Raw genomic sequence first — 21,034 nt, 5'->3', positions numbered from 1 at the left:
AAGATTATGTAGGGAAAATAGTGGATTATTGCAACGATAAAACTTGACCAATATAAACGGTTGAATCAGTCAAATTATTTTTAAGCATTAAATCTTGCAGTGAGATCTTATTTTTCTCAGCAATCACAGAAAGTGTATCGCCGGACTGGACAACATAGCTAGTCGCTTGAGGTGTAGTCACGGGTTCTGTTGAGCGTTCAGTAACCTCTGATGATGGGGTCGTTTGAGCTGGTTGTGTAGAGCTTTCAACAATGGAACTGGACTCATCTGTACTACTTACGTGAGTTGAACTTTCCCTTACAGGGACATTATGCTCTGTACTGTCAGCAGTTGCTTGATTCGGTGTTACCTGACCGTTATCAAGCTGACTAACTTGCTTTTCGATATTGCTTAATTGTTCTTCTTGCTTAGAGTTTGCTTGAACATTTAAGAACAGCAGAGTACCCAGGGCAAGAGTATTTATAAATAACAATAAAATAACAATCATGATAGTAGTTTTTGATGTTGATTCTGGACGTTGCTGTTTACGTCGCGAGTATTCTTCTTCCAAAATAGTTACACTCCTTTCCTAACAAATTAACAAGAGAAATACTGTAAAACAAAGCAATACTAGTATATCACATTGTTATAGCACTCTCAAAGGGGAAAATAAATAAGACTGAATAGTAGTTTTTTTGATTTCAAAAAATGTGAAATAAAAAAACAAACGAAGGTGAAAAAAATACTATTAATCATTAAAATGTTTATAAATGATATTTTTGTGATTAAATATTTTCATGTTTAGTATATTTATTTTGTTTTTTTATGTATGGAATTGGGTGTATTTTTTTTTGAAAAATTGGTGGTTTTATGACTAAAAAGTCAATGAGGGATAAAATAAATTGATTCTCAAAGATTATTTTATCTGTTTTTAAGCCTTCCAAAAAAATGAATTTCATTTTTTTATTTGTCGAATATTTGCTGAATGTCGTTGGCTCTTAGGAATATACTGTTAATTCTTTGATAGTTAAAAAGTTCTGGCAGTATAAATAGCACATTAAAGTGTAGCTTCTGTTTATAAGGTCACCGTGCCCATTCTTTGTTAGTAACTAATTGTTTGATGGTTTTCATGAACAAGTTATGGTAAATAGTAGTGGAAATCCTCTTGCTAAGATTATAATAGAGAAGGATAATAAAAATGTGATGATTCTTACTAAAGGATTAGTCGGAGACATTACGTTTAGATCCACGAAAATAAACGTGTAATCGAAAATAAGCTTGAGTAAGAGGCACAGGTAATTTCGGTGAAAGCGTAATAAAACTGGAGGCAAGTAAGATGGAGCATAAACAACTGGATCAATTTCCAAAAGATTTTTTATGGGGATCGGCATCGGCGGCTTATCAAGTAGAAGGAGCTTGGCAAGCAGATGGCAAGGGTGTGTCAGTTTGGGATGAGTTTGTCCGAATTCCTGGGAAAACATTTAAAGGAACCAATGGTGATGTAGCAGTCGATCATTATCATCGGTATAAAGAAGATGTGGCTTTAATGAAGGAACAAGGGTTGAAAGCCTATCGTTTTTCAGTTGCTTGGACACGAATTTTTCCTAATGGTCGTGGAGAAATCAATCAAGCTGGCTTACAATTTTATATCGATTTAGTAGATGAATTGTTCAAAAACCAAATCGAACCTGTCTTGACGTTATATCATTGGGATTTGCCACAAGCACTTCAAGATGAATATCAAGGTTGGGAATCTAGAAAAATCGTTGAAGATTTTACTAATTATGCGACTGCTTTATTTGAAGCTTTTCGTGGAAAAGTAAAATATTGGGTTAGCTTAAATGAGCAAAATGTTTTTATCAGCCATGGCTATTTGATGGGATCCCATCCACCAGCAGTCAGTGATCCTAAGCGAATGTATCAAGCAAATCACAATGCCAATCTTGCCAATGCCTCTGTCATCAAGAAGTTTCATGAAATGGCTATGCCAGGTGGAATCGGTCCAAGTTTTGCTTATAGTCCAAACTATGCTCTAAATAGTGATCCCAAAAATGTAATGGCAGCAGAGGACTCAGAAGATTTAAATGCTCATTTTTGGATGGATGTCTATCTATTTGGCAACTATCCGATCGCAGCTTTAAAAATCCTGAAAGAGCAAGGCTTAGCACCTACAATCGAAGCAGGTGATGAAGAACTCTTAGCAGCTGGCAAACCTGATTTTCTGGGGATCAACTACTATCAAACCAATACAGTTGTCTTTAATCCGTTAGATGGTGTTGGCTTGGGTAAAATGAACACAACGGGTGAAAAAGGTTCGTCAGAAGAATCTGGTCTTCCTGGGGTCTTTAAACGGGTAGAAAATCCATTTGTAGAACGGACGAATTGGGACTGGGAAATCGATCCAGAAGGTCTACGGATCGGTCTAAGAAGAATTACAAGCCGTTATCGAATCCCTGTGTTGATTACAGAAAACGGTCTTGGCGAATACGATAAATTAACAGATGAAAAAGAAATTCATGACGATTATCGCATCGACTATCTAAAAGGCCATGTCCATGCAATCAGAGAAGCGATCACAGACGGTGTAGAGGTTTTAGGGTACTGTACTTGGTCGTATACTGATTTATTAAGTTGGCTGAATGGTTATCAAAAACGCTATGGATTTGTCTATGTAGAACAAGATGAAAACCAAAATGGCAGCTTAAATCGCTATAAGAAAGATAGCTTCTATTGGTATCAAAAAGTCATTCAAGAAAATGGAAGCAATAGCTAAAATATAATTCTAAAAAGAATCATTTAATAAGGCTGTCTAAAACGCACTGAGTTTTAGACAGCCTTATTTTGTTTTAAAAGAATATGAACACTATCACATGCTATAGGGGATTGAATCGATCATGAATTGCTGAGATTTTTTTGAACAAATTATCCCAAATAAACAGCACCTTTTACTTTTTATTCGTTTACTTGTAGACTTGTTTTAAAGATAGATGCAAAATAAAGGAGGACTTTAAAGTGAATAGTTTCGACACAATCATCATTGGTAGCGGTCCTGGAGGAATGGCAGCAGCATATGACTTAGCTGCTGAAGGGAAAAAAGTAGCGGTAGTAGAAGCTGATCTTTGGGGCGGAACTTGCCCAAATCGCGGCTGTGATCCTAAAAAAGTTCTTTATGGTGCCGTTGAAGCGAAAGATAATCTAGCACAGTTGAAAGATCAGGGATTTGATATAATTCCCAAAATCAACTGGCCAGAGTTGATGGCATTTAAAGAAACCTTCACACAGGCAGTCCCTAGTGAACAAAAACAAGGATTGATCAGTGCAGGTATCCAAACGATTACAGGTAAAGCTACTTTTAGAGATTCTCACACAATCATAGTGGAGAATCAAGAATACCAGGCTAGCCAATTCATTCTAGCAACGGGGCAACGATCGGCTATTTTAGATATTCCCGGAAAAGAGCACTTTGGTACTAGTACTGAGTTTCTAAGTATGACAGAATTACCTGAAACAATCGTTTTTGTCGGTGGGGGCTATATTTCTCTTGAGCTTGCTAATATCGCAAACAGTAGTGGCAGTGAAGTTCATTTATTACACCATAATGAGCGACCACTAAAGGGATTTGACCAAGGAATGACGAATGAGTTGATTGGAAATCTCAAAAAACGAGGGGTTCATTTCCATTTTAATGAGTCGGCGGCGTCTATTTCAAAACAAGGAGCACAGTATCGCGTAGCTTTAACGAGTCAAGGTTCACTGTTAGCAGATCGAGTTTTTTGTGCAACCGGTCGGATACCTAATGTAGAAGGGCTGAATTTAGAAGCAATTGGTGTGGCATTTAACCGCAAAGGCATTATCGTTAATGACCATCTGCAGACAACCATAGCGAATATTTATGCTTTAGGAGATTGTTTACAAAAAAATACGCCTAAATTAACACCGATAGCTAGCTTTGAAGGTAGCTATCTGGCAAAACTACTTAGTGGTAAACTCGAAACAGCAATCCACTATCCTGTCATACCAACCATTATTTTTAGTTCTCCTAAGCTAGCCCAAGTTGGCCTGGCAGATGAGGCAATGTTAGCGGATGATCGATACAAGCAACAGACTATTGACTTATCTCAATGGTTTACCTATAAACATCTTAATGAGCCCTTAGTCAAAGCCAAAATTATTACGGATAAAGTAACAGGTCTATTGGTTGGAGCGACTGTTTTAGGTAATGAGGCCGATCAGTTGATCAATTTATTTACGATGATGATCAATCAACACTTAACTGCAAGCAAAGTGAACGAAATGATCATGCTTTATCCAACTGTTTCAAGTGATTTGAGTTACTTCTATTAATTTTAAACTGTAAATGATCGTATAGTGATTGTTTACAGTTTTTTTATTTTGGGTAAATTAACTGTTGACTTGATACAAGGTCTAAGTAATAATAGGATAATTATGTTGACTAGAGCAATTAATTCTTTGTATCTAACTAAATCAATAAATTTTATTTATTAATTACATGAAAATAAAGCATTAGATATTATAGAGATTTCTTTTTAAACTATATATAGTGAAAAAGTGAGCAAACTTCAATTTAAACAGCTAGGAGAATGGTAATGGAAACAACAAAAAGAAATTATACCCCTTTGATCGGTTCTTTATATACAAATTTCATTTTTCAAGGGATGGCAGCGATTATTTTATCGCAAAACCTTAATGCTTTGATGGAAAGTTGGCAGGCAACAGTTCAGCAAGTGACATTAGTTATCAGTGGTATCGGGTTGGGTCGTGTCCTGATTTTGTATTTTGCTGGCTATTTTTCAGATAAGTTTGGACGGAAGAAGACAGTTCAGTTAGGGATCATCAGTTATTTGATTTTCTTTATTGGGATATTAATTAGTCAGAACTATTTACAAGGACTTTTCTTTGCTGTCTTTGCTGGATTTAGCAATGCATTTTTAGATACGAGTACCTATCCAACTTTGATGGAAGCTTATCCAAATGAAAAAGATAATAGCTCTCTTAGTGTCTTGAATAAAGCCTTTATTTCTTTAGGGCAATTTATTTTACCGTTGTTAACCAGATTTATGTTGAATCACGGGATTTATTACGGGCTGGTTTTTATCGGATGTGCGTTGGGATTATTTCTTAATTTGCTATATATTTCTAGGCTTGGCTTTCCAGAAAGAGTAGAGGTGCAGGCGGAGCCGTTACAAATAGTGAATGAAAACGAAACAAGTGCTAAAAGTAAGCAACCGTTATTTAAAGTGGAAGGATTTGCATTACTGGTATTTAGTTTTACTTGTGTTTCAACGTTTAATATTTTTATTTTGTGGGTACCTACTTTTGCGGAATCATTAAATCTGATGAATCATTCAAACAGTTTAGTTTTGGTCAGTGCGTATAGTATCGGTTCTTTTGCATCTGTATTTTTAACGTCATTGATTGTAAAACGTGGTGTTGCTCCGACGTTATTGCTAGTATGGTGTACATTGATATCGTTGTTTTTATTGATTGGTATGACACTGTTTCCAAGTGTGCCAATGTTTTTAGTCGGTTCGATCGGGATTGGTGTTTTTGCGGCAGGCGGAATCTGGCAATTAGGGCTAGCGGTGTTGTTGGAGTTGTTTTCAAAAGGAAAAGGGCGGATCACTAGTTATTACTCAATTGCTACCTCAATTTCTGTGATGATCATTCCTTATATCACTGGTCTGCTAGAAAAAATAAATGTATCGATGATTTTTGGATTGAATATCGTATTGACTGCAATCGGTGTTATGGCGGCCGTGATCATTCGTTATCGTTATAAAAAAATTATCAGTGATTGGCAAGAGGTAACGGAAGAAATAGTGGAATTGAAAGAGCTTTTAGATCAATAAATAGTTTAATAAAAATATACAAAGATGTGAAAGTAAGATCGACCATAATCTCACAGATTTCAAGCTCGTGTTTAGAAAAGTAGACACAAAGTGTTGGAAAAGAGTTCTTAGTATTCGTGGTGTAATAATTTCGCATCTTTATAACGTAAAGAGAGCGAGACAAAACTAACGCTCAGTTTTGTCTCGCTCTCTTTTGTGTTTTAGTTTAAAAAGGCTTTTGCAATGTTTTCGTTGATCGTAATCATTTGATAAAAGTCATTGATCGCAACAAATTCATTGGGCTGATGAGCGTATTTTGTTTCACCAGGTCCAAGAATTAAAATAGGAAATGTTTTTTTAACACGACCAAACTGTGAACCATCTGTATAGCCTGTCATACCAAAGGTGTTTGCTGTTTTCTCTGTGACCTCTGAAACGACTTTTTGAGTTAATACAGTGAACGGGTCATCAAGTTCGGTTTTCATAGAAGGTAAGTCATTAATGAATTCAATCTCGGCTTTAAAATTAGGAACAGTTGCTGTTAATTTATCCAGCATCACTTTAAATTGTTGTTTTAATTCAGTGTGATCTTGTGCTTTGATCGTACGGATATCGATTTCTACAGTACATTTGTCGGGCACAACATTGGTTCCATTGCCGCCATTGATAATATCAAGACTAGATGTTGAGGCACCGACCAGTTCGTCTACTGACTGAGAAAAATCGAAGGTTTCTTTAAAAGCATTTAAAACGAGAAGCATATGTTCAATCGCATTTACGCCTTGATCTGGCATTGAACCATGGGCAGTTTTTCCATAGGTTGTAATTCGAGGCCATAAAGCGCCTTTGTGTGCTACACCGATTTCTACGTTTGTCGGTTCACCAATCACTAATGCGTCAAGGTCATCTGCGTACCCTTGATCAACTAATTGACCGGAACCGATGGCACTTGTTTCTTCTCCGACGGTTGCTAAAAGTTTTATTGTACCTTTAAAATTTGAGCCAGCTTCTTTTAAACGAATCATGGCAACAACGGCTGCAATCAGACCTGATTTCATATCACAGGTTCCACGACCGTACAGTAAGCCATCTTTTTCAAATGCGCTAAAAGGATCTTCATCCCAAGGAATTTCACCGACAGGAACGACATCCATATGGCCAGAAAATCCTAGAACTGGACCTGCTTCATTGCCTTTTAAAGTGGCAACTAATTGATTGCGTCCAGCGCTGTACTCTACTTGTTCACAAGGAATATCGTGTTTTTCAAAAAGAGTTTGTAATTTATCCGCAACTAATTTTTCGTCTCCTAAAATACTTTTGATTTGTACGACTTCTTTTAATAATTGTAATGCTTCTTGATTATTCATGGTTGATTTCTCTCCTTATACTTGTTTTTCCTTTGGAATGATAAATAGGATGGAACCTAAAGCTAAAACACAGAAAAGAATATTTGTCAGTAAGCCAAATGTAGCACCTTGTGTGTAATTCCCACCAGCACTAAAGCCGTTATAAACTGCTGCAGAAATAGCTACTCCTAAGGCACCGCCAAGTGAACTGGCCATTTTATAAATACCGGAAGCAACACCTGCTTTTTCATTTGGGACACTGGAAATCGCTGTATCTGTAGAGGGGGTAGCGTACATTCCTAGACCCATTCCAAATAGGCTGTAACCGATGAAAACTAAAATAAAATAGGCAGTTCCAGTAACCATTGTTAAAGCCATCAAGCCAACACCAGTACCAGAAAGAATGGTTCCCCACAACATTGGTTTTTTTGCACCAATTGTTTGTAATAACTTTTCGCCGATCCGAATCGTGATCAACACTAGACAGAGGTAACCAATCGATAACATCCCCGTTTTAGCAGAAGAAAGACCGCGTCCTTGTTGAACATAGGTATTGATTACGATCAATGTACCAGCGACTGCATTCAACAAGAAATTAGAAATAGTTGCACCAAGATAGCCACGATTTTCAAATAGAGAAAATTCAACAAAACTATTATCGATTGTTTGTTCTACTTTATAAAAGGCAATCAACCCTATAATGACGATTACGGCTAAAATAAGCACAATTGGACTTGTCCAACCTAACTCAGAACCTTTAGAAACGACAACATTTAAAGCGACCATTGAAACGATAAATAGTAGCAAACCAATTGAGTCAAATTTACTATTACTATCACTAACGACTTTGCTTTCAGGAGTGCCAAAAATCAATAACGCACTACAAATTGAAACGATAATTGAAAAAATAAAAACGTAGCGCCAACCTAATGAACTTGCAATGGCTCCGCCAAAAAATGAACATAAACCTGAACCACCCCAAGAACCGATTGACCAATAACTTAAAGCGCGTTGACGATCTTTGCCTTCATAATAGGTTTTAACTAAGGCCATTGTTGCTGGCATGATACAAGCAGCGGATAGCCCTTGCAAAATTCGGCCACCGATAAATAAAACAGGTCCATGTGCGATAACTAATGCTGCAGAACCGATAACACTTAAAATAAGTCCAATATAGGTCAATTTCATTCTGCCTAATTTATCTGCTAAACCGCCGGCTACGACGATAAAAATACCTGAGAATAAACCAGTCATGGAGATTCCGATGTTTAAAACACCAGAAGAAACCCCTAGGTCACTTTGTACGGCTGGCGCCATATTTAGTAAAGATTGGGCAAATAGCCAATAGGTCAATACGCTTAATACGATTCCAATCAGTAATTTATTTGTCCCTTTGTATGTTGCAGTATCTGCTGTATGTGTTGCTGCTTTCATGATTAAACTCCTTCAGATAAATAATGTAAGACAGCTGCGCCCATTGATTTTGCAGCAATCAATAGACAGTCTTCATCTATATAAAATTTTGGATGGTGATGTGGATACATTGGCGTTCCTTCTTTGTGTGCGCCAACGAAAAAGAAACAACTTGGACGCTCTTTGGCATAATACGCAAAATCTTCAGAAGGAGTTTGTGGTCCACATTCAATAATTTGTTTGATCTCAGGGATTTGTGCTTCATTCAAAGCCTGTGCGACCATTTCAGTGGTCTTTTGATCATTGACGCAAACAGGATAATCATTGGCATAATCAAGTTCATAGCTGATACCAAAGGTTCGGCAGATTCCATCTAAAATTTGGTTGAATTCTTTTTCTACAATTGCCCGTGTTGTTTCTTTCATGATCCGTACGTCACCTTCAAGCGTAACAGAATCTTTGATCACATTTGCTGAACCTTTGCCGTCAAAAGATCCGATTGTAACGGTTGCAGTATCAAATGGATCAATTCTACGACTGACGATCGTTTGAACAGCTGTTACAAATTGAGAAGCTGCAACGATCGTATCATTGGCATCTTGAGGTGTTGAACCATGACCACCTTTTCCTTGCATGATGACTTTAAACGTTGCCCGACCAGTATGGACTGATCCTGGATGGTAAAGTACATCACCAAGTGGCATCAGACTCATAACGTGGATCCCTAACACATGATCGATACCATCTAAACAACCAGCTTCGATCATCCCTTTAGCTCCGCCAGGTGGTACTTCTTCGGCAGGTTGATGAATCACACGAATTGTTCCGGTTAACTGTTCTTTCAATTCAATCAAGGAATCAGTTAAAATCATCATGTAAGCCGTGTGCCCATCGTGTCCACAAGCATGCATCACACCAGCTGTTTTGGATGAAAATGGCAGACCTGTATCTTCTTGGATCGGTAAAGCATCGAAATCTGCTCGGATTGCCAAGCTTGGACCTTCTTTTCCGCCTTGAATATCAACTAAAATCCCATGACCGCCGCCAATATTCGTTTGAACAGTGCAATCCTTTCCTGCATAAAAATCAGCAATATATTGTGCTGTTTTAGTTTCATGAAACGATAACTCTGGATTCTCATGAAAATGGCGACGGATTGCAATCATATCCGCTTCTTTTTGTTGAAGCTTTGTAAATAGTTGTTTCTGTAGATCGTTCATTTAAACTGCTCCTTTCAAATACAATACATATTCTATGCTTAATTAAAAACTTCACAATGCTAGAAATTTCCTAATTTCAGAGATTTCTTTTAAAAAATTAATATGGGAAAAAAATGACATTATCAACGAACGTTATTTTCTTATTTGGATGGTATAATAGGAAAGAGATAGAAAGTAGAGGATTAAAAATGATTGTAAATGAAAATTATCAGATCAATTATCAACAATTAGATAAGGAGAAGCATGTTTTTTGTAAAGAAACAACCATTTTAGTTGTGTTAAAAGGATCGATGCTCATAACTATAGATGAAACAACAACTCAAATAGAAGCTGGTGAGTTGTTTTTAGTTAATACTGGTGATCAGTTCGTTTTAGCAACTACTGTAGTTGATTCTTGTTCATATTTAGAATTAGGTATGAACAATCTTTTTTTCGCAACTCAATTTCCAGCATTTTTTTATACGCACTTTGAATGTCAGCCAAAACAAAAAGAGCACGGCAAAATGCATGCGATCGCTTCATTAAGAAGACAAGTTGCTGAATTATGCTTGGTTGAGCTTAGTGATGATCCATCGAAACGGTTGAAAATAACTTTGTATTTAACGCAAATTATTTTGTCACTTGTTCATAATTTTCAAAAAGAAGAAATCTTGGACTATCATCCTTCCGACAATCAAAAACTTAGAGAAATTCTGGAATATATTGAAGAACATTATCAAAATGGTATTTTATTATCTGATGTAGCAGATCATTTCTTTATGTCAGAGTCCGCTCTATCTAAGTTTTTTAAAAAGGAAACTGGGGAATATTTTTCTCATTATGTGCGGACGATTTGTGTGAAGCATAGCTTATCTGAATTACTTTATACGAAAAAAAGTATTGAGCAAATCGCGTTGGATAATGGATTTAGCAATAGTAAAACGTACCGTGAACATTTCAAAAAAATGTTTAATGATTCACCTACGAATTACCGTTCAGCCCATTTACCAGAATCTCTTGCTCCGAAAAAAAACAATCAGAAAATCCAAACACCTGAACTTCAGGTGAAGGAAATTTTGATTCCATTATATAGTTATATCCAAACAGCAACAGATGATCCAAGATCGTCAGAATTATCCTTAAAAACGAAGCAATTGCATATCACAACAGAAAAGCAAGCAACCAACTATGAGAAAAAAGAAATCATTATTCACATTGGGTCATGGGAAGCTTTGGCGTCAAAAAAAATTCAAACAGAAATTTTAGAGTTGAAAAAGCAAATGGACATCAAGTACATCAGTATTCAGCGTTTATTTAGACAAATTCCTTTATCTGTTCAAGTTCATCAAGAAGCTTCTATGAACTCTTTTCCTGCATTTGAAAATTGGGATTATATTTTGACCTTTTTAGAAGAAGCAAACATCGCTATTTTTTATCAATTGTCCCTTGTAGAATTCAAAAAACTTAGTATGGGAGTCAAAGCACTTTATCCTAAGTTTTTCCAGTATATCCAAAATAATTTTGGCATAAGATCAACTGGGCAATGGAAAATCAATTGTCTGTTTAAAGGAGAAAATCTTGTAGAATACTATCCAGAATTCTTAGAAATAAAACAAATGATGGCAACTATTTCACCAAAAATCGAAATTGGGGCAGAGATTCCTTTACCTGATCCGTTCTTTGAGAAAAGAGATCAGAAGCAGACAGAATTTTTTTGCAAAACAATAGCGGCAGCTTGCGATTTTCTCTCATTTTCGGCGGAACCAAATTACGTGTTTCAAAATTTAGATAGCACTTTTCCTGATTTGAAAAACTATCATCAATATGTATTGAATAAAACTATGCATATCAAGCATATTCTAAAAGAATACGAAATCAAGTTACCGCTATACCTTACTGAATGGAACACGTTAACTGGGATGACTAGAAATAGTAATGGGACATTTTTTAGAGGTGCGATTATTTTAAAAGATCTTTTAATCTTGGACACGTTGGTAGAAGGGTTCGGATTTTGGTTGAATATTGAATTATATGAACAAGAAACACAAGAACGGCCATTAAAAAATGATGGTTTGGAATTGTTTCACTATTATAGTGGCAAACGCCCAGCTTATTTTTGTTTATGGTTAGCAAGGAGAATGCGGGGAGGGGTTTTAGCTCAAGGGGAAGAATATATATTGACCTATGAAGAGGGGCAATATCAACTGCTGCTATTTAATAGGAATTATTTTGATCCTCATTTATCTTCGGAAGAAGCCTTTCTTAAAAGTCAGGCAGTGACGTTTGAAATTGAATTAGCCGCCATAAAATCAGCAAATTATCAGGTCAAGCAAATTGATTTTAATCGACACAATGGTGCATTGTTTTACACTTACGAAGAGTTTAGTAATGCCGGGACACTTGATTTAGAAGCGCAAGAATATATTGTGGATAATACTCGTCCTAAGATCAAAGTTTTTGATACTCAAATCGATAATAGCTTCAATTATTATGTGACGCTTGATACGAATGGTATCGTGTTACTGGAATTAAAACCGATTTTTGACTGAATGAAAGCTCGTTTCCTTGACGTAAAAACTTCTACTAGCTAGTATTTAATAAAACAAGCAACAGGAGAGGAAGAAATAAAATGAGTATTTATGACTACCAAGTAAAAACAACTAATGGTGAAACTGCATCATTAGAGAATTATCGGGGAAAAGTACTTTTGATCGTAAATACAGCGACTGGCTGCGGTTTTACACCTCAATATGAAGGCTTAGAGGCTTTGTATAAAAAGTATCGTGAACAAGGGTTGGAAATTTTAGACTTTCCTTGTAATCAATTTGGTCATCAAGCACCTGGAACGAACCAAGAAATCAGTGACTTTTGTCAATTGACGTATCAAACAACTTTTCAAACGTTTGGAAAAATCGATGTCAACGGAGAAAATGCTGATCCGTTATATGATTTTTTGAAGGGGGAAAAAGGTGGGATTTTAGGTGGCGCGATCAAGTGGAACTTTACCAAATTCTTAGTAGATCGTGAAGGCAACGTTGTGAAACGTTTTGCACCGACTGTTGAACCAGAAAAAATCGCTAGAGATATTGAAAAATTACTTACTGATTAATTATTAACATATAAAAAAACTTGTAATATACTATTTAAAAGGCTAAGGTTAGAACGTAAAGAAAAAATATTTGTAAAGGAAAAATTATGGGAAAAAGAATGATACTTAAATTATCAATTAATAGTTTTTGTTTATTATTGCTTGCTTTTTTAATTTGGAAAAAAAGTTCCTTTTTACTATTGTCCATCTTCTTAACGAGTATAATCATAACAAACAGTGTATTTATTTTAAAGTCATTATTTTCCAAAAAAGCTTAATTAAAGATTGTATACTAAATAAAGAACTTCAATAGTTAGGTGTCGTCTAACTGTTGAAGTTCTTTTGTCTATTAAATCAATTAGGTTAAGTTTATCTAAAGAATGTTTAATTAAAAATCGAATGTTAAGTAGACCAATTTCAGATAATTTAAAAATTTAAAAAAATTGAAATTTGTTGATACATCAACTATAAAGTGTTTTTTTGTTCGGTAATCAAAACAAATGAATAGGATATCAAGACAATAAGTATTATTATGAGTCTCAAGTTCAAAAAAAAAGAAATTGAGAGGTTGATAATATGAAAAAGAATTTTTTAAAAGGGTCTATTTTGGTGTATACCATTCTTGTTTTAGTAGCGACACTAGTTTTATTTATTTTATCGGATCAAGCAGAAAATTTTGCTGATACTAAAAAAAGTGAAGTGCTTGAAGTTAAAAGAACAGAGCTACCTTCTGGCACGCGATATAAAACGATTGAGTATGGCGAAAAAATTTCAGTGGAAGAAATATTTGACATCACATCAAAAGAAATTGAAGGGTTAGAAATTGAAACCACAAATTTTGATCTCACAAAAATTGGGACAACTAATATAAATGTTAGATTCAAAAAAGAAACTGATACGACTCAAGGGATTATTCGTTTAACAATTGTAGATACTGTGGCTCCTACCATTACGTTAAAGGATTCAACTATATATAAAGATCAAGAATTTGATCCTTTGGCTGATGTTAGTGTCAAAGATAATGTAGATGGTGATCTCAATAGTAAAGTGAACGTTTCTGGAATAGTGGATTCTTCGAAAGAAGGGCTATACCGATTAGACTATACAGTTTCAGATTCTAATAACAATCAAACGACGAAAACAAGAGAAATTACAGTTATCGCTGACCCAAACAGTCATACGGCTATCTCTTCTCAACCGTTCATATCAGAAGAACCAAAGAAAGAAGAGTCAAAAAGTATTGAATCGAGCGAGCCGGCAAGTAATTTTGAGCAATCCTCTCAAGTGAATGAAACGGTTCCTAAAGAACCAGTTGCTTCTGATAATCAACCCAATGTATTAATTATCAACGGGGTGACAATTCCTTATCAAAATGGCGGGCAGGGATCAGGGCAAGCAATAATTGATAATAATTCTAATGGTAGTGCATCAACATGGGGAGGAATGCCTATACAATCGGGTGATGATGGGGCAAACACACATTTTATAGGTCATAATCCTGGCGTCTTTTCTGTTTTGTTTAGTGTAAGGATAGGTCAGTCAATTACTGTAAGTGATAGCAGTGGGAAGATGACGAATTATACGATAAACAATATTTTTCATTTAGATGATTTTGGACAAGAACTAGCTACAGGTGTTGATTATTGGGATCAAACAGTTGGAACAACTGGAGGTGAAAGAATAACCTTGCAAACCTGTATTTCAGATACTGAAAATCTGATGGTTTTTGCATCAAAATAGTTTTGAATGAGACCGAAAAAAAGCGGGAAATGTCTATTTTCAAAAATTTTTTTTTGCTGACTAAATAGAGTAAGAGCGCAAAATAAAACGGATCTTTCGTTTTGTTCTGCTCTCAATTTTATCTATATATCATGCAAAATAGTATGTTTTTTTATTTTATTGGTTTATTATATAAGTGAACTCGTGAGTTTGGGTTTCTTCAATTTTTAGGAGGAGGAATTAAAATGGAACGTTTGATCCAAAATACGATGATCCGGCGAGTCAGATTATTAGATATTTTGATTCATTCAAATCAATGGACACCAATGAAAGAGTTGACCAAGCAGATGAAATGTTCGCAACAAACTTTATTATCAGATTGTAGCTATTTTGAAAACGAATGGCCAGATTATGTTATTATGGAAATCTCGAAAAAACGTGGTATTCGTGTGTTTATGAATAAAAATCACGCAGTTAGTGAATTGTATAAAAAAATGATGAAAAATTCTAGTGATTTAGCATTACTTGAATCGTTCTTTTTTTATCCAAATAAAGATACATCATTTCATATAAAGCGTTTGTATATTAGTGAATCAAGTTTATATAGAAGCTATAGAAGGTTAAAACTTGTTTTAAAAGATCGCAATATTGAGATTACTCATAATCTAGATACATATGCTTTGTCAGGGGATAATGAATTACAAATCCGTTTGTTTCTAATGCTTTATTTTTGTGAAGCATATGAAGAATATGAATGGCCTTTTCCTATTGATAAAAACTATATTTATGAACTTGTCAACAGCGCAATAAAAATTTTTCCGTTTAAGATTACACTTAACTCAATGAAATTTTTGATGTATTCAATAGCTATTTCAATTATTCGCGAAGAACAAGGCTTTGCCTCTTCAATTGAGTATGAATTTAGTAAACATAGGCATACCAATAAAGATATTTTTGAAAAAATAGAAAAAACGTTGAGCTTGGGGTATCCAAAAATTAATTGTCAGAATTTTTGTCAATCTATATTTTGGTGGGAGTCTATTTGGGTAGATCTTGAAGAAAAAAATGTAGTTAAACAATGGAGTGATAAATATATAGAGCATCTTTGTTCTTTGTTAGACATAACGATTGCTGAAAAAAACAAAATTGAGCTTAGCCATTGGATACAATTTATTTATGCCAGACATAGGGTTTATCCTTTTCAAGAGTACATTATACATAATCGTTTTGCTCAATCTAGTGTGTCAATCAAAAGAAGTTATCCTATCTATGCCCAGGCGGTTGAGGATACAGTAAGTTTACTTGAAAAACAAACGAAATTTCCTTGGTGTTCTGACTATTATGAAGAGTTAGTACATGAGACCTTTTTTCAATGGAATAAGCTTTATGAGCAGTTAGATAAAAAGCATTCTAAATTAGTGGTGTTTGTGTACAGTGATTTAGGAGCAGAACATGAAGTGTTTTTAGCATATTTGATGAAAAATAAGTTTCCTAAAATAGTAGATGTCTATTGTGGAAGAGAAGGATTTCTTTCAAAAGAAGTCGGGGATGAACTAAACTGTGATTTGTGTATTTCTAATTATACACTTGAAGATAGTGATTCCCAAAATTTTATTGTAGTAGAAGATATACCTTCAACGAAAAATTGGATTGATATCTCTTATTTTATGAATTTAAAAATTCATAAAGCTTTATAATGCTGATTAATTGCAAAGTACTTAAAAATGATAAAAAATAATGTTCAAATTTGGATTATGAAGGATTAGGCATGAGGAGCTAAATCGGAGTACCCAGTTCTTAAACTTCCATCGTTTTCACCTTTTATTTGGATACTAGTAGGCTGAGATATAACTCTTTGAGCTATATTTCAGCCTACTTTCTATGTTAAAGATTTTCTCCGTTCTATAATCATAAATACTATTTTCAATATAAAGATAGTATAAAGAACCACCCTCAACTTTAACACTATCTTTATATAAAATTTGATATTCTTATGTTATCAAATGAAGGAGAGGAATATTCATGACGATTATTTCTGGGATTATCGCAGGATTACTGCTTATTTATTTATTTTACCAACTATTTTGGGGGGATCAACAGTGAGTGCAATTTTTATCCAACAAGCAATCTTTTTTATCGTTTTGATAGGGTTAGCTATTCCGTTAGGTTTTTATATTCATAAAGTAATGACGAATCAAAAAACGTTTCTGACCAAAATCATTGGTCCACTTGAAACAAAAATCTATTCGTTTTTAGGAACGACGGCTCAAAAAGAAATGACCGCTAAACAATATAGTTTGAGTATTTTATTCTTTAGTTTATTTTCATTGATGTTCTTAATGGCGATGCTTTTAGGACAAGGCTTTCTACCGTTGAATCCAGAACAACTACCTGGAACTAGTCTTTCATTGGCGTTTAACACGGCGGCAAGTTTTATTACAAATACAAACTGGCAAGCTTATGCTGGGGAAGATACTTTATCACCCTTTACTCAAGCATTTGGTTTAACTGTTCAAAACTTTGTTTCAGCAGGTGTTGGAATTGCAGTCTTATTTGTTTTACTTCGTGGCTTTACAAGTCGAACAACAAAACATATTGGGAATTTTTGGCAAGATTTAACAAAAATTATTTTGTATGTGTTAATCCCGCTTTCTTTTGTGATTTCTCTGATCTTGATTTCTCAAGGCGTGGTTCAAACGTTTGCAGGTTCTGTTGAAACTACGAGTTTAGAACTGGGCGAAAAAATCTTTTTACCTTTAGGAACGGTTGCCAGTCAAGTGGCGATCAAACAATTAGGGACAAACGGCGGTGGCTATTTTGGTGCCAACTCAGCTCACCCTTTTGAAAATCCTAACTTAGTCAGTAACTTTATCGAAAACATTGCTATTCTTTTGATCCCAGCAGCTTTGATCGTAGCGTTTGGACTATTTGTGAAGGACTGGAAACAAGGTAGAACGATCATGATTGTTTCTTTAGGCTTTTTGATTGCTGCTTTGATTGGTGTGACCTTGAGCGAATACTACGGACCGCAATTTGGGCACGTGATCGGTCAAATGAACATGGAAGGCAAAGAAACACGTTTTGGTATTGGCTGGTCTAGTCTTTGGGCTGTTAGTACGACAGCAGCTTCTAATGGATCGATCAATGCGATGTTGGATAGTTTTACGCCGCTGGGCGGTTTTATTCCAATGTTTTTAATGCAGTTGGGAGAAATCATCTTTGGTGGTGCTGGTAGTGGGCTTTATGGCATGATCGTATTCATCTTACTGGCGATCTTTATTGCTGGCTTATTAGTAGGAAGAACACCCGAATATTTAGGGAAGAAAATCGAGCCTTTTGATATGAAAATGGCGTGTTTAGTGATTTTAACGCCGTTATTACTGACATTGATCGGAACGATGTTGTTTATTTTGAATCCGCAAGCAATGTCTTGGCTGAACAATCAAGGACCGCATGGTTTTTCTGAAATTCTTTATGCATTTTCATCGCTAGCCAATAACAACGGCAGTGCGTTTGCAGGCTTGACGACAGATACGACATTCTTAAACATATTAGGTGGACTGATCATGATTCTTTCTCGTTTTATTCCGATGTTAGCAGTGATTTATCTAGCTTCCAATTTAGGGAAAAAGAAAATCGTTGCAACTGGATCAGGTACACTTTCAACGACAAATGCAACATTTGTCACCATGTTGATCATTGTGATCTTAGTGATTGGGGCTCTGAGCTTCTTGCCAGCTATGGCATTGGGACCGATTGCTGAACACTTTATGACAAAATAAGGTAAAGAAGGGGAAACAAGTGAAAAATACACAAAGCAAACGTCATGTTTATATCGATGCTTTTCGATCATCCTTTAAGAAACTTGCACCAAGCATTCAAATAAAAAATCCAGTCATGTTGGTTGTTTATTTGGGCGCAATTTTGACTACGATTCTATACGTTTTAACCTTTGCAGGGTATACAGATGCAGAACCATTCTTTATTTTAGCCATCACCGTTATTTTGTGGCTGACGATTTTATTTGCTAACTTTGCTGAAGCGATTGCTGAAGGTCGGGGGAAAGCGCAAGCAGAGAGTTTAAAACAAGCTAAAAAAGAGGTTGTTGCTCATAAAGCTGCATCAATAGAAGACGCGGCACTCAAAAAATTTACTGAAATCCAGTCTTCAGAATTAAGAAAGGGTGACCTCGTTTATGTAGCAGTTAATGAACAAATTCCAATGGATGGAGACGTGGTCGATGGTGCAGCTTCGGTGGACGAAAGTGCCATCACAGGAGAATCTGCACCAGTAATTCGGGAATCTGGCGGTGATCGTAGTGCTGTTACAGGTGGTACAACGGTTGTTTCTGACTATTTGGTGATCAAAGTGACCGCTGAAAATGGAGAATCGTTCTTGGATAAAATGATTTCGATGGTGGAAGGGACAGAACGTAAAAAAACACCGAATGAAATTGGATTACAAATTATTTTGATTATGTTGACGATTATTTTCTTAGTCGTTTCAGCAACGTTATTGCCTTTTACAAAATTTTCAAGTGAGCTTGTAGGCAACGGTTCAGCCTTAGCATTAACGACGATCATTGCTTTACTAGTTTGTTTGGCACCAACGACGATTGGTGCATTGGTTTCATCAATCGGGATTGCTGGTATGAGTCGCTTAAATAAAGAAAATGTTATTGCTATGAGTGGACGTGCAATTGAAGCCGCTGGTGATGTGGATATTTTATTATTAGATAAAACTGGAACCATCACTTTAGGTAATCGCCGGGCAAGTGAATTTATTCCAGTAAAAGGAATTAGCGAATATGACTTGGCGGATGCAGCGCAACTATCCTCATTAGCAGATGAAACAGCTGAAGGACGCAGTATCGTTATTTTAGCGAAAGAAAAATTTGATATTCGCGGTCGGGAATTAAATCATGTTGAAGTTGAGTTTATCGAATTTACAGCAAAAACTCGGATGAGCGGGATCGACTATCAAGGTGATGAAATTCGTAAAGGTGCTGCTGATACAATGAAACAATATGTTGAAGCTAAAGGAAATGTTTATCCAGAAGAATGTGATACGATCGTTCAGCGTGTAGCCAATGAAGGTGGAACCCCACTGGTTGTGGTTAAAAATAATCAAGTATTTGGTGTGATCTACTTAAAAGATATCGTAAAAAATGGGGTTAAAGAAAAGTTTGAAGATATGCGTAAAATGGGCATTAAAACAATCATGATCACAGGGGATAATCCCATGACGGCCGCGGCTATTGCAGCTGAAGCAGGTGTCGATGATTTCTTGGCAGAAGCAACACCAGAAAATAAAATGAGCTTGATTCGTGATTATCAGGAAAAAGGCCATTTGGTTGCTATGACGGGTGATGGGACCAATGATGCTCCAGCATTAGCTCAAGCAGATGTTGCAGTAGCGATGAATACAGGAACACAAGCAGCCAAAGAAGCGGGGAATATGATCGATCTAGATTCCAGCCCAACGAAATTAATCAGTATCGTCAAAATTGGCAAACAATTACTGATGACGCGTGGTGCTTTGACGACATTTAGTATTGCGAATGATATTGCAAAATATTTTGCGATCATTCCAGTTTTATTCTTTAGCATCTATCCATCATTGGATGCTCTAAATATTATGAAACTAACTAGTCCAACAACCGCCATTTTATCCGCCATCATCTACAATGCTTTCATTATCGTAGCGTTGATTCCATTAGCCTTAAAAGGGGTATCTTATAAAGAAAAACCAGCTAGCAAAATTTTAAGTCACAACTTACTTGTCTATGGATTAGGCGGTGTCATCGCTCCATTTATCGCTATCAAGTTGATCGATATCATTTTGACTTTGATTTTGAATTAAAGCATTAACCTTTCAATAAAAGATAGGAGAAAAGACACATGAAAAAAATAATGATTGCTTCACTAAAAAGTTTACTACTGTTTACCATTATCTGTGGTGTAATCTATACTGCTGCTGTTACGGCTGTTGGTCAAGTTCTGTTTCCAACACAGGCAAATGGTAGTCTAGTCAAAGAACAAAAGGACGATAAAATGGTTATCAAGGGCTCAAAATTAATTGGACAACCCTTTAAAGAAGCAAAATATCTACATGGACGTTCAGAACCAGCTAGCCAATTATCACCTGTTTCAAAGGAACAACAATCTCGAGTTGAAGAGCGTGTGCAAAAGGCTGATACAACAGAAGTTCCGATTGATTTAGTCACAGCTTCCGCAAGTGGTGTGGATCCTGAAATCTCAATTGAAGCGGCAATGACTCAAGTTGAGCGGATTGCTGCTGCCAGAAATATGAAAAATACCCAAGTCCGTGTTATAATCAAACAAAATATCACTGGACTTAAAATCGGACCGGTCGATTCGCAACGTGTGAATGTATTAGGTGTCAATCAATTATTAGACGAGTCTGAATAAATGATTGATA

Annotated in this window: 14 protein-coding genes; 10 read left to right on the top strand and 4 right to left on the bottom strand. The window is 35.8% G+C overall.

The annotated features are described in order from the left end of the window. Positions 1–25: 25 nt before the first annotated feature. Positions 26–550 carry a LysM peptidoglycan-binding domain-containing protein gene (locus A5866_RS08420; protein WP_086443808.1) on the bottom strand — a complete coding sequence of 175 codons (525 nt, stop codon included), beginning with the start codon at positions 548–550 and terminating at the stop codon, positions 26–28. A 765-nt stretch (positions 551–1,315) separates the two neighbouring features. Between A5866_RS08420 and A5866_RS08415 the strand changes: the two genes are divergently transcribed. The 3 genes from A5866_RS08415 (at position 1,316) to A5866_RS08405 (ending at position 5,849) form a co-directional block, all read left to right on the top strand. Continuing rightward, positions 1,316–2,752, top strand: a complete 1,437-nt coding sequence (locus A5866_RS08415) for a glycoside hydrolase family 1 protein (protein ID WP_086443809.1) — start codon at positions 1,316–1,318, stop codon at positions 2,750–2,752. A 239-nt stretch (positions 2,753–2,991) separates the two neighbouring features. Next, positions 2,992–4,323, top strand: a complete 1,332-nt coding sequence (locus tag A5866_RS08410) for a dihydrolipoyl dehydrogenase family protein (RefSeq protein WP_086443810.1) — start codon at positions 2,992–2,994, stop codon at positions 4,321–4,323. 263 nt (positions 4,324–4,586) lie between these two features. Then, positions 4,587–5,849: an MFS transporter gene (locus tag A5866_RS08405; protein WP_086443811.1), complete on the top strand. Its 1,263-nt coding sequence runs from the start codon at positions 4,587–4,589 to the stop codon at positions 5,847–5,849. Between the two features lie 200 nt (positions 5,850–6,049). Here the strand turns inward: A5866_RS08405 and A5866_RS08400 are convergent, their stop codons facing one another. The 3 genes from A5866_RS08400 to A5866_RS08390 are packed head-to-tail and all read right to left on the bottom strand — an operon-like array spanning position 6,050 to position 9,807. Beyond that, the gene (locus tag A5866_RS08400; RefSeq protein ID WP_086443812.1) at positions 6,050–7,195 is read right to left on the bottom strand and encodes an ArgE/DapE family deacylase; all 1,146 of its coding nucleotides are present in this window, start codon (positions 7,193–7,195) and stop codon (positions 6,050–6,052) included. 15 nt (positions 7,196–7,210) lie between these two features. Continuing rightward, positions 7,211–8,608 (bottom strand): MFS transporter, encoded by a 1,398-nt coding sequence (locus A5866_RS08395; RefSeq protein WP_086443813.1) that lies wholly within the window; start codon positions 8,606–8,608, stop codon positions 7,211–7,213. Between the two features lie 2 nt (positions 8,609–8,610). After that, positions 8,611–9,807, bottom strand: coding sequence for a M20 family metallopeptidase (locus tag A5866_RS08390; RefSeq protein ID WP_086443814.1), 1,197 nt, complete (start codon positions 9,805–9,807; stop codon positions 8,611–8,613). A gap of 188 nt (positions 9,808–9,995) precedes the next feature. Here A5866_RS08390 and A5866_RS08385 point away from each other — a divergent pair, with 188 nt between their 5' ends. From A5866_RS08385 to A5866_RS08355, 7 genes are all read left to right on the top strand, one after another. Continuing rightward, a complete protein-coding gene (locus A5866_RS08385; RefSeq protein WP_086443815.1) occupies positions 9,996–12,335 on the top strand; it encodes a helix-turn-helix domain-containing protein in 2,340 nt (779 codons plus the stop codon). Positions 12,336–12,415: 80 nt separating this feature from the next. Continuing rightward, entirely contained in the window at positions 12,416–12,895 is a 480-nt protein-coding gene (locus tag A5866_RS08380) for a glutathione peroxidase (RefSeq protein ID WP_086278448.1), read from the top strand. A gap of 555 nt (positions 12,896–13,450) precedes the next feature. After that, positions 13,451–14,614: an immunoglobulin-like domain-containing protein gene (locus tag A5866_RS08375; protein WP_086443816.1), complete on the top strand. Its 1,164-nt coding sequence runs from the start codon at positions 13,451–13,453 to the stop codon at positions 14,612–14,614. Positions 14,615–14,838: 224 nt separating this feature from the next. Then, positions 14,839–16,290, top strand: coding sequence for a helix-turn-helix domain-containing protein (locus A5866_RS08370; RefSeq protein ID WP_339099768.1), 1,452 nt, complete (start codon positions 14,839–14,841; stop codon positions 16,288–16,290). A gap of 402 nt (positions 16,291–16,692) precedes the next feature. After that, a complete protein-coding gene (gene kdpA, locus A5866_RS08365; RefSeq protein ID WP_086443819.1) occupies positions 16,693–18,375 on the top strand; it encodes a potassium-transporting ATPase subunit KdpA in 1,683 nt (560 codons plus the stop codon). Positions 18,376–18,394: 19 nt separating this feature from the next. Beyond that, complete coding sequence (gene kdpB, locus A5866_RS08360; protein WP_086443820.1) at positions 18,395–20,455, top strand: potassium-transporting ATPase subunit KdpB; 2,061 nt, start codon at positions 18,395–18,397, stop codon at positions 20,453–20,455. Between the two features lie 38 nt (positions 20,456–20,493). After that, entirely contained in the window at positions 20,494–21,024 is a 531-nt protein-coding gene (locus A5866_RS08355; RefSeq protein ID WP_086278454.1) for a potassium-transporting ATPase subunit C, read from the top strand. Positions 21,025–21,034 lie beyond the last annotated feature (10 nt).

Origin of the sequence: Enterococcus sp. 12C11_DIV0727, assembly GCF_002148425.2 — a bacterium.
Taxonomy (GTDB): domain Bacteria; phylum Bacillota; class Bacilli; order Lactobacillales; family Enterococcaceae; genus Enterococcus_L; species Enterococcus_L lemimoniae.
Note: the sequence above shows the minus strand (reverse complement) of the source record. Positions and strands in the feature narration are given on the sequence as shown.

What these genes read in the sequence shown, in the direction of transcription:
- A5866_RS08415 (WP_086443809.1), top strand. Translation starts at nt 1,316, where the DNA reads ATGGAGCATAAACAACTGGATCAATTTCCAAAAGATTTTTTATGGGGA.
- A5866_RS08405 (WP_086443811.1), top strand. Translation starts at nt 4,587, where the DNA reads ATGGAAACAACAAAAAGAAATTATACCCCTTTGATCGGTTCTTTATAT.
- A5866_RS08400 (WP_086443812.1), bottom strand. Translation starts at nt 7,195, where the DNA reads ATGAATAATCAAGAAGCATTACAATTATTAAAAGAAGTCGTACAAATC.
- A5866_RS08395 (WP_086443813.1), bottom strand. Translation starts at nt 8,608, where the DNA reads ATGAAAGCAGCAACACATACAGCAGATACTGCAACATACAAAGGGACA.
- A5866_RS08390 (WP_086443814.1), bottom strand. Translation starts at nt 9,807, where the DNA reads ATGAACGATCTACAGAAACAACTATTTACAAAGCTTCAACAAAAAGAA.
- A5866_RS08385 (WP_086443815.1), top strand. Translation starts at nt 9,996, where the DNA reads ATGATTGTAAATGAAAATTATCAGATCAATTATCAACAATTAGATAAG.
- A5866_RS08380 (WP_086278448.1), top strand. Translation starts at nt 12,416, where the DNA reads ATGAGTATTTATGACTACCAAGTAAAAACAACTAATGGTGAAACTGCA.
- A5866_RS08375 (WP_086443816.1), top strand. Translation starts at nt 13,451, where the DNA reads ATGAAAAAGAATTTTTTAAAAGGGTCTATTTTGGTGTATACCATTCTT.
- A5866_RS08370 (WP_339099768.1), top strand. Translation starts at nt 14,839, where the DNA reads ATGGAACGTTTGATCCAAAATACGATGATCCGGCGAGTCAGATTATTA.
- A5866_RS08355 (WP_086278454.1), top strand. Translation starts at nt 20,494, where the DNA reads ATGAAAAAAATAATGATTGCTTCACTAAAAAGTTTACTACTGTTTACC.